The sequence below is a fragment of the Glutamicibacter sp. NPDC088483 genome (assembly GCF_044753145.1).
In the GTDB taxonomy this organism is placed as follows: Bacteria; Actinomycetota; Actinomycetes; order Actinomycetales; family Micrococcaceae; genus Glutamicibacter.
The window spans coordinates 464,508-479,112 of the sequence record NZ_JBIVMP010000002.1; the positions used below are offsets into that span (position 1 = coordinate 464,508).

At 61.7% G+C, this 14,605-nt stretch carries 16 protein-coding genes and 1 pseudogene; 6 read left to right on the forward strand and 11 right to left on the reverse strand.

The window, feature by feature from the left end:
- Positions 1-89: 89 nt before the first annotated feature.
- Positions 90-476 (reverse strand): annotated as a pseudogene (locus ACIP6G_RS06485) (Cmx/CmrA family chloramphenicol efflux MFS transporter); the annotation flags it as partial.
- An 84-nt stretch (positions 477-560) separates the two neighbouring features.
- Here ACIP6G_RS06485 and ACIP6G_RS06490 point away from each other — a divergent pair.
- Positions 561-920, forward strand: a complete 360-nt coding sequence (locus tag ACIP6G_RS06490) for a cupin domain-containing protein (protein ID WP_400289285.1) — start codon at positions 561-563, stop codon at positions 918-920.
- Here ACIP6G_RS06490 and ACIP6G_RS06495 read toward each other — a convergent pair.
- Positions 917-1,978, reverse strand: a complete 1,062-nt coding sequence (locus ACIP6G_RS06495) for a PLP-dependent cysteine synthase family protein (protein ID WP_332488758.1) — start codon at positions 1,976-1,978, stop codon at positions 917-919. The genes ACIP6G_RS06490 and ACIP6G_RS06495 overlap by 4 nt on opposite strands.
- A gap of 59 nt (positions 1,979-2,037) precedes the next feature.
- On the opposite strand from ACIP6G_RS06495, the gene ACIP6G_RS06500 reads away from it, so the two are divergent.
- Both ACIP6G_RS06500 and ACIP6G_RS06505 read left to right on the forward strand, forming a co-directional pair.
- Complete coding sequence (locus tag ACIP6G_RS06500; protein WP_105661401.1) at positions 2,038-2,826, forward strand: hypothetical protein; 789 nt, start codon at positions 2,038-2,040, stop codon at positions 2,824-2,826.
- A 117-nt stretch (positions 2,827-2,943) separates the two neighbouring features.
- Complete coding sequence (locus tag ACIP6G_RS06505; RefSeq protein ID WP_105658525.1) at positions 2,944-3,291, forward strand: hypothetical protein; 348 nt, start codon at positions 2,944-2,946, stop codon at positions 3,289-3,291.
- A gap of 73 nt (positions 3,292-3,364) precedes the next feature.
- Here ACIP6G_RS06505 and ACIP6G_RS06510 read toward each other — a convergent pair whose 3' ends face one another.
- Positions 3,365-5,902, reverse strand: coding sequence for an esterase-like activity of phytase family protein (locus ACIP6G_RS06510; protein ID WP_400289289.1), 2,538 nt, complete (start codon positions 5,900-5,902; stop codon positions 3,365-3,367).
- A gap of 178 nt (positions 5,903-6,080) precedes the next feature.
- Here ACIP6G_RS06510 and ACIP6G_RS06515 point away from each other — a divergent pair, with 178 nt between their 5' ends.
- The gene (locus tag ACIP6G_RS06515) at positions 6,081-6,926 is read left to right on the forward strand and encodes a 3-hydroxyacyl-CoA dehydrogenase (protein ID WP_181148916.1); all 846 of its coding nucleotides are present in this window, start codon (positions 6,081-6,083) and stop codon (positions 6,924-6,926) included.
- Here ACIP6G_RS06515 and ACIP6G_RS06520 read toward each other — a convergent pair.
- Positions 6,923-7,333 (reverse strand): hypothetical protein, encoded by a 411-nt coding sequence (locus tag ACIP6G_RS06520; RefSeq protein WP_332595379.1) that lies wholly within the window; start codon positions 7,331-7,333, stop codon positions 6,923-6,925. The genes ACIP6G_RS06515 and ACIP6G_RS06520 overlap by 4 nt on opposite strands.
- A 384-nt stretch (positions 7,334-7,717) precedes the next feature.
- On the opposite strand from ACIP6G_RS06520, the gene ACIP6G_RS06525 reads away from it, so the two are divergent.
- The gene (locus tag ACIP6G_RS06525; protein ID WP_400289291.1) at positions 7,718-8,113 is read left to right on the forward strand and encodes a hypothetical protein; all 396 of its coding nucleotides are present in this window, start codon (positions 7,718-7,720) and stop codon (positions 8,111-8,113) included.
- 159 nt (positions 8,114-8,272) lie between these two features.
- Here the strand turns inward: ACIP6G_RS06525 and ACIP6G_RS06530 are convergent, their stop codons facing one another.
- From ACIP6G_RS06530 to ACIP6G_RS06550, 5 genes are all read right to left on the reverse strand, one after another.
- Complete coding sequence (locus ACIP6G_RS06530) at positions 8,273-8,473, reverse strand: hypothetical protein (RefSeq protein ID WP_400289292.1); 201 nt, start codon at positions 8,471-8,473, stop codon at positions 8,273-8,275.
- Between the two features lie 6 nt (positions 8,474-8,479).
- On the reverse strand, positions 8,480-9,340 hold the full coding sequence (locus ACIP6G_RS06535) for a peptidoglycan-binding protein (RefSeq protein ID WP_400289294.1): 861 nt from the start codon (positions 9,338-9,340) through the stop codon (positions 8,480-8,482).
- Positions 9,340-9,477 (reverse strand): hypothetical protein, encoded by a 138-nt coding sequence (locus ACIP6G_RS06540; RefSeq protein ID WP_400289296.1) that lies wholly within the window; start codon positions 9,475-9,477, stop codon positions 9,340-9,342. Before ACIP6G_RS06540 ends, ACIP6G_RS06535 begins: the two co-directional genes overlap by 1 nt.
- A gap of 75 nt (positions 9,478-9,552) precedes the next feature.
- Positions 9,553-9,879 (reverse strand): hypothetical protein, encoded by a 327-nt coding sequence (locus ACIP6G_RS06545; RefSeq protein WP_359196041.1) that lies wholly within the window; start codon positions 9,877-9,879, stop codon positions 9,553-9,555.
- A complete protein-coding gene (locus ACIP6G_RS06550; RefSeq protein WP_400289299.1) occupies positions 9,872-10,300 on the reverse strand; it encodes a hypothetical protein in 429 nt (142 codons plus the stop codon). The genes ACIP6G_RS06545 and ACIP6G_RS06550 overlap by 8 nt, the downstream gene beginning before the upstream one ends.
- Positions 10,301-10,464: 164 nt before the next feature.
- On the opposite strand from ACIP6G_RS06550, the gene ACIP6G_RS06555 reads away from it, so the two are divergent.
- Positions 10,465-10,665: a hypothetical protein gene (locus tag ACIP6G_RS06555; RefSeq protein WP_400289301.1), complete on the forward strand. Its 201-nt coding sequence runs from the start codon at positions 10,465-10,467 to the stop codon at positions 10,663-10,665.
- Positions 10,666-10,785: 120 nt separating this feature from the next.
- Here ACIP6G_RS06555 and ACIP6G_RS06560 read toward each other — a convergent pair whose 3' ends face one another.
- On the reverse strand, positions 10,786-11,487 hold the full coding sequence (locus tag ACIP6G_RS06560; RefSeq protein WP_400289302.1) for a hypothetical protein: 702 nt from the start codon (positions 11,485-11,487) through the stop codon (positions 10,786-10,788).
- Positions 11,484-14,576: a sialate O-acetylesterase gene (locus ACIP6G_RS06565; protein WP_400289304.1), complete on the reverse strand. Its 3,093-nt coding sequence runs from the start codon at positions 14,574-14,576 to the stop codon at positions 11,484-11,486. The genes ACIP6G_RS06560 and ACIP6G_RS06565 overlap by 4 nt, the downstream gene beginning before the upstream one ends.
- Positions 14,577-14,605 lie beyond the last annotated feature (29 nt).

Here is a 14,605-nt window from a genome sequence, read left to right on the forward strand (position 1 = left end):
GCGGCGGATCATCGATGGGAGCCTGCCGTGGTATCCAACAGCATGCGCCGGCTCAGCAGCATGGCCAAGGGAGCGGTCGCCGACAATGCCGAGGCCGCGTAGAGCACCCGCGCAATCACGGTGCTGCCGACGCCGAAAATCAGGAAACCCTGGATGAAGACAAGGCAGAGCAGCGCCATGGGATGCGACGCGGTCCAAGCCAACACGACCCAACCGGCCAGCAGCAGCGGTCCTCCGGAGAAGAGCACCAGGCCCGGTCGCCGATCCGATAGGCGCCCTGCGCTGGTTACGCCGAGGAAGGATCCGAGCCCGAACAGGACCAGCGCGGCCCAAACCCATCCCTCGGCCACGCCGGCGGTGATAGCCGCAACCGGCGCAATGAAGGTGAACGCCGCGAAGGTGCCCCCGTTGACCCGCGCTCCCAGTGCCATGGCCAGGATGAGCGGCCGCGTGGCCAACTGGCTCAGTTCGGCACGCACCGCGTCACCGCCGGGTGGACCGGGGCGCTGCCCGCCATTGGATAGGCTGGAAGCTGCAGCAGAGAACTTCAAGGAGAGACGATGCCCGAACCGCGCCGCATGGCCAATACCACCGAGCTGGCCGCAGGAAAAACCAACGGAGCGATCTGGAAGCTGGAACCCGGGCAGCGCGACCTCGACGCCAACGTGATCTCGCTGGCCCCGTCCAGAGAGATCGGGGAGCACCAGGGCCCGGAGCTGGACGTGGTGCTGCACGTCTTCGCCGGCTCCGGGGTGCTGCATACCGCCAGCGGATCCATCGAGCTGGCCATCGGCGACATCATCTACCTGCCCGCCCGCTCCCAACGGCGCTTCGTGGCCGGCGAAGCGGGCCTGGGCTACTTCTCGGTGCACCAGCGCAAGAAGCGGGCCGGGCTCATGCCCGCACTGCGTGGCAGCTAGCTCCAGGCCCCGGTCTGGATGAAGCGCTCCAGCTGCGCGGCGTAGGGCTCCAGGTCCAGGCCCTGCTCGGCCACCCACTGCTCGTTGTAGTAGGTGTTCGCGTAGCGCTCGCCGGAGTCGCAGATCAGCGTCACCACCGAGCCCTGCTCGCCGCGTTCGAGCATCTGGGCGATGATCCCGAACGCCGCATAGAGGTTGGTCCCGGTGGAGCCGCCGGCAAAGTAGCGGGTCTTGGCGCGCAGGAAATGCATGGCTGCCAGCGAGGCGGCATCGGGCACCTGCACCATCTGGTCGATTACCCCTGGCACGAAGCTCGGTTCCACGCTGGGCCGGCCGATCCCCTCGATGCGCGATCCCTGCCCCGTCGCGTAGCCCATGTCCCCGGTGCGCCATCCCCCGTAGAAGGAGGAGCCTTCCGGATCGCCCACGCAGATCCTGGTTTCGTGCCGCTTGTAGCGCGCATAGCGCCCGAAGGTGGCGCTGGTGCCGCCGGTCCCGGCGCCGACCACGATCCAGCTGGGTATCGGGTGGGCTTCGGCGGCCATCTGCGCGTACACCGACTCGGCAATGTTATTGTTCCCGCGCCAATCCGTCGCCCGCTCGGCATAGGTGAACTGGTCCAGGTAGTAGCCGCCGGTTTCGGCCGCCAGCGCGCGGGCCGCCTCATCGACCTGGCCGGCCGCGTCCACCAGGTGGCAGCGCCCGCCGTAGAACTCGATCAGCTCGATCTTCTCGCCGCTGGTGGATTTGGGCACCACCGCGATGAAGTCCAGCCCCAGCATCCGCGCGAAGTACGCTTCGGAAACGGCCGTGGATCCGCTGGAGGCCTCCACCAGCGTGGTGCCTTCGCCGATCTTCCCGTTGACCAGCCCGTAGAGGATCAGCGAGCGTGCCAGCCGGTGCTTGAGCGAACCGGTGGGGTGCACCGACTCATCCTTCAAATAGAGCTCGATCCCCCAGTGGGCGGGAAGTTCGAAGCGATGCAGGTGGGTGTCGGCGCTGCGGTTCGCGTCAGCGTCGAGCAGGGAAATGGCACGGCGTACCCAAAGATCTGTCATGCCTCCACTCTAACCGTGGCGAACGGTTTTAACCTTGGCGGCGTGGTACCTTCGGAATCGTGAAAAGAAGGCTGGTTACCGGCGGTTATGCCGCCATCATCCTGCTCGGCTTGGGCTGGGCGGCGTGGGCAGTGCTTTCCGCCGCCGGGCTGGAAACACTCGCCGGCGGGTGGATGGGGCAGGACGCCACCGTCACCTCGGTGCCGCGCATCGGGCAGCTGCCCTGGTTCGGGCTGATGGCCGCAGTGGCGTTCTACGCGATCTGGCAATGCCTGCCGCAAGAACGCACCGGGTTCCATCGGCGGCTGCGCCCCTGGGTGCTCGGCGCGGTGCTGTGCAATGCGCTGTGGGTGGCGTTCTTGGAGCGCGACCGCATCGGCACTTCGCTGGTGTTCGGCCTGCTCCTGCTGGCATTGCTGATCCGCATCGTGGTGATGATCGGCAAGACCCCTGCCCTGCAGCAAGTGGACCGGTGGATTACCCGCGCCAGTTTCGGGCTGTTCACCGGGTGGCTTTCGGTGATCGTGCTGGCCGAAACCGTCGCCTTCGCCGCCCTGTCCGGGGCCGACGCCAGCTCCCTGATGTTCAAGGGCGCCTGCGCCCTGTCGGTGCTGCTCCTGGCGCTGTTCCTCAGCGCGGTGAGCTTCAAGAATCCCATGGGGATCTACCTGAACGCCGGCGCGCTGTGGGTGATCGGCTGGATCATCGTGGACCGCTACACCGGCCACGCCACCTCTCCCGGGTTTGCCACGGTGCTTTCGATCGCGGCGATCCTGATGCTGCTGTGCCTGCTCAGCGCGCTGCGGACCCGCATTCGCAAGCTGCGCCCGCCCGCAGCCTCCCAGTAAATTCCCAGTTCGCAGTCAGCGCAACGGCGCGGCCTTGAGTGCCCACCCCCGGATGGCTAGGCTGGGAGCTGAGACCTCAAGGTCCACCAGACTCAAGGTCCATCAGAGAGGAACAACATGTCGAAGACTGCCAAGAGCTTGAAGCAAGTTGAAAAGTCGCTGGCGAAACTCGCCAAGGCTGCCAAGGAAGAGCTGCCGAAGGAAATCCGTGGCGGCTGGAACGAGGCCGTCTCCGGTGTCAACACTGAAGCCATCAGCAAGGCCGGCGCCAACCTGATCGAGAATGTCGGCGGGAATTCCAAGGCCGCCAAGCGTGCCCGCGCCTCGGTGGAGAGCGCTGTGCAGGCCGCGCAGAAGAACCTCGCCGCCCAGGACAAGAAGTCCGGCAATGGCGGCAAGTTCCTGGTCATCTCGCTGATCATCGCCGTCGTGGCCGCGGTCGTGATTTCGCAGAAGAAGAACTAGCTGTCAATCCCGAAGGCGTGGCACCTGCATAGGTGCCACGCCTTCGCTGTTTTCCCGGTACCTTCCGTGCGGCCTACTTCGCGCGGGCCCGTGCGGTCTTGAGGGCCGCCGCCGCGCCGAGCAGCGCGATCACTGCACCCACCGGAATCAGCCAGAAGCTGTTCGCACCGGTGGCTGCGAGCTCTTCGCCGGCTTCCGGCTGGGCTGGCCGCGTCTCCTGCGGCGCCTGGGGCGCCTGGGACTGGCCGGCTTCCCGGGTCGGCTCCGGGACCTGTGCAGGGAATTCCCCGCTCGGCTGCGGCGACGGGTTCCGGGTTGGTTCCGCGGCTAGCTCTTCGTCCTGGTCCTTGCCCTCTTCTTCGCCGGGCTCCTCGCTGGGTGCCTGGCCGGCCAGATCGAACACTTCATCCGTCGCACCGAGGTTCGCGAAGACGGTCTCGCCGGTGGCCTCATCCACCGCATCGTTATCGGTCACCACGTAGACCTGGCCATCGGCTACCGCCAGCCCCTCCAGCTTCTCCTGGGTCCAGCCGCTGGTTTCCTGCAGGACCGGCAGCGCATCGGCCGCCAGCTTCTTCTGCACCAGCGGCACTTCTCCTGCCTGGGCCTGCGGAAGCCGGAACTGGTAGACCGCCTTGTGCTTGGCGTCCGGCCCCACCTGGTTATCGCGCTCGATCACCGCGTAGGAGCCATCGGGCAGCGCGGTGATTTCCGACAGGCCATGCCATGCGCCTTCGGCTGCCGGGTCCAGCTGGTAGCCGTACCAGCTGAACTCGCCGGTGGACGGGAGGTATTTGCCCAGGCGGACGACGTCCTCGCCGGGCAGTTCGCGCTGCACCGCGAACACCACTTCTTCCTGCTTCCCGGACCCGGTCGCGGCGATGCCTTCCAGCCCGTGCTTGCCCAGCCCTGAAAGTGCAGGCAGCGCGATTTCTTCCTGCACCGCACCGGCCGCGTCGATGAGCACCAGCAGGTTGTCCGCCCCGGTTTCCCCTTCATGGGCGGCCCAGAATCCGCCGTCCGCGCGCGCGGCAATGCCTTCCAGATCCAGTTCGACGCTGGCCGAGGTGACCGCCATCGAGGATTCAACGGTGGCCGGGGTCCCGGTTTCCAGGGTGTAGATGCGCGGCTGGTACGCGTTGTCGCTGACCGCGAAGAGCTGCGAAGCATCGGCCGGGTTGGCCGACAGGCCGCTGAGCGCACCGAAAGGCACCGGATCGGCGGCATCCGAGGACAGCTGCGGGAACTGCGGCGCGGCGGCACCGAAGGAGTACAGGGACACCGCCGAGCGCACCTGGCCCTCATCGGTTTCCGAGGCGATGGCCAGCAGGTTGCGCCCGGGGATCGGCAAGATCCCTTCCGGGCCGTTGGTAGTCGGCAAGCTTTGCAGATAGCGCGGGCTGGATGGCTCGGACAGGTCGTACACGGCCACGAAGTTCCCGCGTTCGGCCGCGATGAATCCGTAGTCCACGCCGCCGAATTCGGCGATGGCCAGCCCTTCGGGCTCAACGCCCTTCTTCCCTGCGCGCTGCTCCGGGAACAAGCCCTGGGATAGCGCGAGGTGCTCGAAGCTATTGCCGGCATCCCACACCACGTCGCCGGTGGCGGAATCGAAGATCGTGAATCCGCGGCTGCCGCCCTTCCAGTCGCCCTCATTGGCCGTGGCCAGATAGCGGTCCTGGATCCAGCCGATGGCATCGGGCTCGCGCGGCACGCCCTTCAGCTCCCCGCTGGGATCGAGCACGCCGTCCTTTTCGGTGTCGATCCCCGCCAGATCCACGGTCCCGGTGCTGAAGGCGCCGGTAATCCCGCCCGAGGCCAGGTCCACCAGCACCACGCCGTTGTTTTCCTGGAGGGTTGCCGCCAGCTGGTTCTTCTCGTTGATCGTGACGTACTCGGGCTCGGGGTCTTGCGGGGTGTCGAGACCGGCCGCGGCCAGCAGCGGCAGCGCAATCGGTTCGGTGCGGGAACCGGAGGTGAGCGGGACTTCGCGCAGCTTCCAGCCGGCCGGGTCCGCGCCTTGCAGGTCCATGATGGCGATCGATCCGGCCGGGGCTTGCGGCAGCGCGCCTTCGCCGGCATCCTCGTCGCGTTCATTCTCGATGGCGATGCCCGCGTAGGCACCGTCGGCAGACAGCGCGATGGAATCGGGCTGGCCTGGCAGCGCAAAACTGTGCACAAGCGTGCGGTCGGCAATCCGCACCACATCCACCCGTCCCGAGGGGTCGCTGTAGCTGGCCGAGGTGTTCACCACCACGAACACGTAGTCGCCGTAGGCGGCCACGCTGGTGGGCTCGTCCTCGGCGCTGCCCAGCTGGTGCAGGCCCAGCAGGCCCAGGCCCTTCGGTGCGGCAGGGTTGGAAATGTCCAGGAAGCCGACGCTGCGCGAGAGCGCATCGGAGTAGATCAGCGTGTTGCCGTCCGCCGATACGGTGGAGATTTCTGCGGCGGTCTGGGCCGCGGCGCCCTCGGGGTGGTTCTGGTAGACCGGGTAGGTGGCCTCGCGTTCGAAGTACTCACGCGGGTCCGCGGCGGCGGCTAGCGGCGACAGGCTCGCGGCGATGACGGCGGCGGCCAGGACTCCCGGGGCCTTCTTGGATATGCGGTGCACGTAATTCTCCCCCATGCTGGTTGCGGATGACTCCCCAAGAGTTCCAGCACCACCTAGCCAGAAAGTGAATCTTCGGCAACTGGCAGCCAACCAGCAGGTGTCGGGCGTTCTCCCGCTCACATTTAGTTGAAATTGCGCAACTAAAAGCGGAGAGTGAAGCTGTACCCCAAGGAGAATCATGGAACTGCAACGCATCACCGTTCTGGGCACTGGCGTGCTCGGCGCACAAATCATCTTCCAAACCGCCTACCACGGCTTGCCTGTCATCGGCTACGACATCAGCGAGCAAGCGCTGGCCGCCGCAAACCAGCGGCTGGATGCCCTGGTTGCGCAGTACGCCCAGTACTTCGGGAACCCGCAGAAGGCCCAATCCGCCCGCGAGTCCATCGAACTGACCAGCGATCTGGCCGACGCGGTGCGGGAGGCCGACCTGGTCATCGAGGCGGTGCCCGAGAATCTGGAGATCAAGGCGCAGACCTACCGGAAGCTGGCCGTGCTGGCCCCCGAACAGGCCATATTCGCCACCAATTCATCGACCCTGCTGCCCTCGGATATCGCCGAATTCACTGGCCGCCCCGGACAATTCCTCGCCCTGCACTATGCCAACCACATCTGGTCCAACAACACCGGCGAAGTCATGGGCACACCAGCAACCTCCCCCGAAGCCTACGAAGCAGTGGTCGATTTCGCCGAGCGTACCGGGCTGGTCGCGATCCGGGTGCTCAAGGAGCAGCCGGGCTACGTGCTGAACTCGCTGCTGGTCCCCTTCCTGCAGTCCGCCAGCCACCTGCTCGTCAACGGGGTCGCCGATGCGCAGACCATCGACAAGACCTGGAAGCTGGGCACCGGGGCACCGCATGGGCCGTTCGAGATCTACGACATCGTGGGGCTGAACACCGCCTACAACATTTCCCGTGCAGGCGATGCAACCAGCCAGAAGTTCGCCGAGCTGCTCAAGACCCAGTACATCGACCAGGGCAAGCTCGGCGCGGCGGCCGGCGAAGGGTTCTACAAGTACAACTAGCCGCCGCGCGGCGCGCCACCAGGCAGGGGCGCGCCCTCATCCCAGTCGGCCAGCGGCGGAAGGCTCTTCGGATCCGCTACTTCCAGTCCCACCACGATCCAGTCGTGGTCGAAATCCGTGCCTTCGGGAACATGCAGGGTATCGACCACCGGGACAGGGCCACCTGCCAGTCCCCCGGCCTTCGCCGCACGTTCATGATCCCGGTACTGGATGCGCACCACCCGGGCGGCGACTGCTGCCACGGGCACCCCCGTGCCATCGAAGGTGCCGTGGTCATCGAGCTCGAAGGAAATTTCCCCGCGCCCATTGCGCACCTGGGCCAGCTGCCAGCGCACGTGATCGCCTACCGAAAACGCTGAATGGCAGCAGGCATGGAGCGCTCCGTAGATTTCTACTGTGATCTGCATGTTCGGCAATCTACCCGATAGGATTGCCAGGTGGCCCATATAGACGTGACATGTGCTCCGGTTAAGTCTAGGTGCTTAGATCGTTGAATTCTAGGGCTTCATGACTATGTTCGACCCCTCAAAGTGTAGCCGATGGTGTAGCCAGATGCCTATTCGCGCCCATCATTGCCTGCGCCAACCTAAACCCACCTGACGGCGACATAGTTCATTTCTCGTCGTCTTGCTTATCTACTTCTAGTTCGTCCCACCATTGCCGGATTTTGGGGTCTTGGTAGGGGCCGAGGTTTCCGTACTGATCCATAAGGCGAATTCTAGTCGTGAAGTTGTCGTTTCAATCGTCTAGACTCAGGACTAATCGCACACGCACCCTTTTGGAAGGTCACTATGAAAAAGTTTGCCCCTCTCATGCTCGTTGCAGGACTCGCACTCGCCGGCTGTGGCAGTGCTGAATCTGAAGCGATCGGCGCAGATTGCTTGCCTGTCGATGATGCGATGCTTCAAGCCATCGCTGATGGCACTTCAGGCGACCCCATGAAGCCGATCCAGGGTGCCGCCGCTAAGGATGGCGAGTTGTATGTGATCGCCATGAAGTTCAATGAGGGCCATGAGGATCTGACCGGCTTGTGGGCTTCGGGTAGTTTGACTGCTGGCGAGTCTGTGATTGGTGCTGCTGATGGGATCGCTAACGAGTTCACGAATTGGCCGGACGCTAAGGGTTCTCCATGGCAGGTGTCTTCTGCGGATAAGGTTTCTGAGGGCGCGAAGAAGTGCTTGGGCTAGTCTCTTAACGCAGAAAAGACCCCACCTCGCGATTGAGGTGGGGTCTTTTTGTGTACGTGTGTTCACTTTCGTGAATGTGCACAAACCTACACATTATTCCGGTTTGCTACCATCAAACCCATTCTTGGGCTGATAGTTGCGCGAACGGCAAGATGCTACCTACTCGGCTACGTGCTTTCCGGGGTCGTCCTGCGACGGTACAAGCCAGCCGGCGACGATAACCAGCAAAGTAGTTACCGCGCCCTGCACTTCGCCGGGTGCCTCAATTCCGAATCCGGTGAGGACCCAGAAGATGATCGTGGTTAGCGCTGCCGCTCCTGCTGCCGCGCCGGTAACTGGTCCTACAGTACGAGATGCCATTGTTGCCTACTTTCCGTTCTGGGTGTTGAGGTAGCGCTGGAACGCCTTGATGGTTTCCTTGCCGAACTTGCCGTCAATCAACCACTTGCGGGTGTCCAGGGTTTTCTTCTTGGCGAGGAACTGCTGCAACGCCTTGTAAGTTGCACGCCCTGCCTTGCCGTCGATTACGTACTTGGACGATGGGTAGTAACCAAGCCCGCGTAGCCACTTCTGCAACGCGATAACCGTGTAGTAGCCGAAGTCCCCATCAACTGCACGGTTGTAATACCCGACAGCACGCATGAGGATCTGGAACGCCTTGACCGACTGCTTCCCGAACACGCCATCAACAGCGAGATCCTTGTAGTCGGTCGGGTACTTCTCCACGACAGGCTTAGCCGTGTTGCCTTGGGGCTTCACAACGCCGGTAGTCTTACCGCGCAGTTCCTTCTCCCACAGGGCAACAGTGTCGTCAACACTTCGACGTGCAGCCGACCACGAGAACTCCACATGCAGATGATCGGTGTGCGGGTTCACGCCGGTGTAACGATGCCAGCCCTTGCTCTCGTACCCGCCGGAGAAAATCTTGCGGTTGAAGATGATGCACTGGATGCCAAGCTCAGCCGAGTTAAGGCGCAACTGCTCAGCGAACCGGTCATAAGCGGGAATGTCTTCGGCGTACTTCAGCCCGAAGTCCACAGCACGCCCCTCGCCATGCAACGAAGTAGTGCGGGTGGAGCCACGAACGGCACGGCAATTATAAATACCGCTGTTGCGTCCATTGAGGTCCTTGAACGCCGCCAGGAACCAAGACATGGCTCCCTTAGCGCCGGACGCTGGCCCCTTGGTGCAAGACTTAGCCCCGGTGTATCCGTTGAAGATCGCCATTACTTGCCACCTCCAACGCTCTTGATGTTCTTCGCCGGCGCAATGTAGTCCGGGTGTTTCGGGTCTGTGACTTCCTCGGGGTTCGGGTCGTCGTATTCTTCTTGGTCGATCGCTTCGAGCGGGTCAAGATCAGACATGATTGCCACCTTTCGGGCATGAGAAAGCCCCGCCACACACCATGACGGGGCATAAGAAAAGACCGCTAACGGCGGTCAGTCGTGAATACCAGCAGGCCAATCCGGCGCTGGTGGAGGTTGTCCAGTGTCAATGTGGTGTCGGAGCCGGTAAATGTAATCGAGACGAACACGACTAGTACGCATCACCGTGTTCAGCTTCGCTTCCATCTTGTCCAACCGTTCATCCTGCTTATCAGCACGCTTGTCAGCTTGGATGAGCTGTTCTTGAAGTTGGTCGATGAGCGCGTTTTCTCGGCTGCCTTTTTGGGTTCGGTGCGCTGCACGTGTAGCCCATGCTGCGAGTGCGGCGACGACGATTGGGACGACGACTTGTGCAACAACCCCCCAGTTGATGTTAGTCATCGGTTCGGATACCTCCGCGCTTGAGTGCACCGATTTTGGTTAGCAGCCCGGAGACGATGAGCGCGAATGCACCGTAGAGTCCTAGGTAGAACCATTCGCGGGAACCCCAACCAACGTTGAGGATGGTCACGATATAGGAGAACAGGTAGGTTGCTGCGGTTGCCGTACAGAGTGCGACGGTGAGGCTAATAGCTTTCCTGCCCCGTTGCGCGATCATCTCCCACACAGCAACAACCGCTGTGACCGCCCACCCGATAACCCACACCCATGCCGGGATGAACGTGACAATGCGCGTCCAATTCACCGGCAGGTTATTCGGTGCCGAGTTGGGCAGGTACCCGCAAATGTGGGTGACCGCCAACAAAACCACCGCGCCGAGCATGAGCCGGCGACCCTGCTGATACTTACCCTTCAAGATCATGCGACGCACCCCCTCGGCGGGTTGCGGGACGGCTGAAAAACATGAGTAGGCATGAAGCCTCCTAGAGGTCTATAACGTTTATGCAACGTTTGGATAGTTGGTGCGGCAACACTTGAACCAACATGCTTCAATTAGTCACGAAGCACTACTACAAATGGGGAAACATGCCTGTAGAAACAACCCGCGCCCGCCTTCTCATGGAAGTACCGTTCACCGATCAATTCGGCAAGGTGCGGGAACTCCCAGTAGGCACAGTCGTAGACACATGGGAATCAGAAGTAGGCGAACCAAACGCCTCCTACAACGACGGGAACTTCAAGTTCACCGGCGTCATAGAAGGCGTTCAGTACACCACCGAGGACTAGAGACGGATTTTCCGCTAGCATTAGCGTCATGGACATCACTGAAGCAGCCGAAATGATTCTCATGGAATCTGACTACCTAAGCGATTGGTACTCAGAAGAAGCCGCCAAAGGAAACCTAGCCTAAGCAACAAGCCCAGGATAGGCGGACTGCAAAGCAGTACGCACGGTCTGGCATTCCGTCTGGCTTAGCGCCCGCTTCCAAACCGCCACTTCCAGCACTTCGACACGGCCATAGTTCGTTGATGCGCGTCCGATGGACACGTTCGTGTTTTCACGATCTGTTGCCTGGGCACCGTAGTTCCCGTCGACCACCGTCGCGCCGACGCCGCCGGCGAAATCGTTGATCACCGTCACAACATGGAACTTCGGCTGATCCAAGCTTTCGGGCTGAGACAAAGCCGTGGCGCCAATGCGCGTGGAGGAACTTCCACCCTGCGATCCGCGCATCAGGTAGCCGCCATCCCAAGCGACTGCTCCTTCAGTGGTTCCTGCCGGGTCCAGTACCCTGAGCAAGAACGTCACCGTCTTCGCATTAGTCAGCTGCGAACCGGCAGTGATCACGTCGTCCACGCCATCAGTGCGTAGAACCTTCGTCCCGTTGGGGCCAGTTCCAGCGATGGGCTGCGCAGCCACTGCGGATTGTGCCAGGGCGACGCCACCGCTGTAGGCAGGCCAGCTGGAAACTGGCTGCCCGATCGTTCCGAGCATGGACGATGACCACCGGTGAGCTACCCCTGCAACTCCCAGCCCGGGCAGGAGGGTTGGCAGGGTGGCGCTGTTGCCTCCGGTTGCCGTGTACTTTCGTCGTTCAATGACGGTCATGCTGATACCTCCATGGTCGGGTAGCTGGTTCCTGATTCGTTCGTGGTGCTGATACGGGCACGTACAGGAATGCTGCTGGTGATGGTGTGAGTCGTGGCCAACGGACCGGCCAAGGTTTGGCTAGCCCACGTGATCCCGTCGGCGCTGGTTTCGAGGGTGAAAGACACGGCTCGGCCTAGCGGGTAGTCCCAGGTGATGGTGACTTGGTCGCCTGCACGGTGTGCCTGCGGGTTGCGAGGCGAGTACGGCAGGCCGTTTGCCAGATTCAGTCGTGCCCGACGCAATCCGTCGATGGCCATGCGCTCCCCACGTTCGCGGTTGCCTTCTGGAGAGAAGTGGATCTGCTCGTTGAATTGGAGGTGGTTTGCCGGTCCGAACACATAGGCGGTGTTGAAGAGCCGGGATTGGGTGTTCTCGTGGGCACGCACAATCCCGTCGGTTCCTTCACGCCCGCCCTGTTGCGGACTGGCGATTTCCTCGGGAGTCAGCGACCCGAGGATTACCGGCAGATCCGGCTGTCCAGTCTGGTTGCGGATCTGCATTACCAGGTCATCGAAAGCCGCGGCGTAGGTCGCTTCCGTTTTCCGTGTCCGGTCGTTCTCTCCCTGTGACCAGAGCATCGCCAGCACTTCGGCGTCGTTGGTGTATTCCAAGGCGCCTGCCAGCGAGTCGAACAACCGCTGTGCGAGGTTGTTCGGATCTTCGGTCAGCGTGCGGTCCCACGTGCCACCAGAGCTATAGACGTAGCCTTCCGGCGGCGGGTTGATCGAGGACGAACTGAAACCTGTCGACCCCACGGTGACGGGTACGATCAGCAATTCAGCATCCGGATTATCATCCAGGTACTTGCGGGCGAACGCCGAGGCGATCGACGGGGTTACGTTCGGGGAGACGTCCACCACGGTTCCGTTAATCCGGTTCCACCATTTCAATCGGGAATCAGGCTCAGCCAGTTCGGGTCCGTCAGTGTTGAAACGCCAGATAGCATTGGACTGGCCCGCAACGATAAGGATCTTCGCGGTCCCGGTCTTAGCAGCCCCTCCGTTGAGCGAGTCCACGTCCAAGTGGGGGATGTGGATGGTGCCATCCTCGCGTTCGCCAATCAGCAGCTTGCCGGCAGCGTCGGTGGTGACATGCGCGTAGCCTGCGAAAGAATCCACGCTGACTAACCCGGCCGGAGTATCCACTGTTCCAGCTTCGAGGTGGGTGACGTACTTCGTGCCATCCCACTTCTCACCTTCGATCAGCTTCCCCGCTACATCCAAGGTTAAGTGCGCGAAGTCGTTATCGTCCGGAACAGCTGAAGGAGCGAACTCGGCTACAGCATCGATGCGGCCATCTTGCTCTACGTTCTTCTCCATGAGCGTCGCGATCGTCGGGTTAGCGTCCACTGCTGCTGCTGCCGCGTCAACAATAGTTTGGTCATCTGCGATAGCGTCCGTAACAAGCTGCTCTACGACCGGAGCGACCTGAGTGTTGATACGTGCGTCAATCGCCGGCCCTGTCTGAGCACCATTGATCTGCACCGCCACATTGGCATCAGTCACCAAAGCGTCTGAAGGAAGCTGCGCAACTGGCACTTTCCCCTCAACCAGATCTGCCTTAGTCTCCAACTCTGCCTTGTCGGCTTTCTCATCGAGCGCTAGTTTCTGCATAGTCGAAACAGGCTTGTTCATATCTGACGTGTTGTCCACGTTCGACAAGCCGACCAACGATTTCGTCAGTGTCGCCCATTCAGTGGTGGTGTTGAAAGCATTCTTGCGGATAACCTGCAACGCTTCACCGCCAGCAGGAACACCAGCACCCGGAGGGCCTGGAACACTGCCACCACCCGACGTGCTCAACTGTGCCACGACCATCTCGTAAGGAGACAACACAGCTAAAGTTCCGGCGTCACGCTTCGCCACCACATAGTCCAGCACTTCCACCAGCTGGGCGGTAGTCAGGTAACCTTCAGTGTTCAGCAGGTTAGGGTGCATCATCAGCTGGTTACCAGTCTTATTCGAGATTGCGTTGTCAATCTCAGACTTGATGCGCGCCACTGTCTGCGCTTCAATCGTAAAGTGCGCCATGCCCTGACGGATACGCCCATCCAATGGTCGACGCGAAGTGCCCGACATGGAACCAGACGAAACCGCATGGTTAGTCAGGATCAGATCGCCGGCAGCAGTCTCATAGAACTGCTCGGCAGTTGCGCCACCGAAGAAGCCACCCTGACCCGATCCACCAGTGCCCGGAACCGCGTAGCCCCAGATCTGCTTATCGGGAATAGCAGCTTGCAGTTCAGCAAGCCCGGTGACGATCTGATCGGTTAGACCCGGAACACTGGATTCATCCTGATGCTGGTTAGCGCCATGGTTCCACACTTCAGCGCCAACCCAGCTGTTCACCATGGAAGGGGTGACCCCAGCATTCTCACCCGCGTTGAAGTTCCGCGCCGATAATGCAAGCGAGTACTTGATCCCGCGAGCTTCCAGCAATGGCCGGATGATGCTGTCGAACTTGGATAGTCCATGGTCGAAGCGGAACGCAATCGCACCCTTGTTACCCGTAACAACTGTCCCCATTGCATCACGGAACATCTGGGTTCGCAGGATGTTTGCGAACCCGGCCAGCCCAGAGCCTTGGGTAATGCCGCCACCAGTAGTGCCGTCCAAGCGACGCCAGCCTACCCAAGCGGTATGCGCGGCGTTACCCGTATGGTTCTCAAACAAGCCGCCAGCGGTACCCGAGTACCCATAGTAAGTGATCGTGGAATGACCGAACGGGGTGCGTACCATATGCACCATGAACGGCCCATCAGCCACACCAGGAGGGCGGTTCAGCATAGTGCCGGCAGTTCCGGTCAAACGGTTGTACCACCAGCCAGTATCCAACGAGAGAAGATCAGTCCCGCTAGGAATTGGCTTAGGCTTCACGTACCCGCTCAACACAGGGATAATCCCCTGAGCCACGCCCGCGACAATCGCTTGATCAGCGGTGAGCGCCAAGGTTTCGAAATCCTTGGCCAGTTTCGAAGCGAACTCCGCTGCCTTTACGTAGTCCCCAGGGGTTGGGAAGGTGATTCCATTTTCGGTTGAACCCGGCAATTTTCGCTCCTTAAATCACGTAGCCCCCG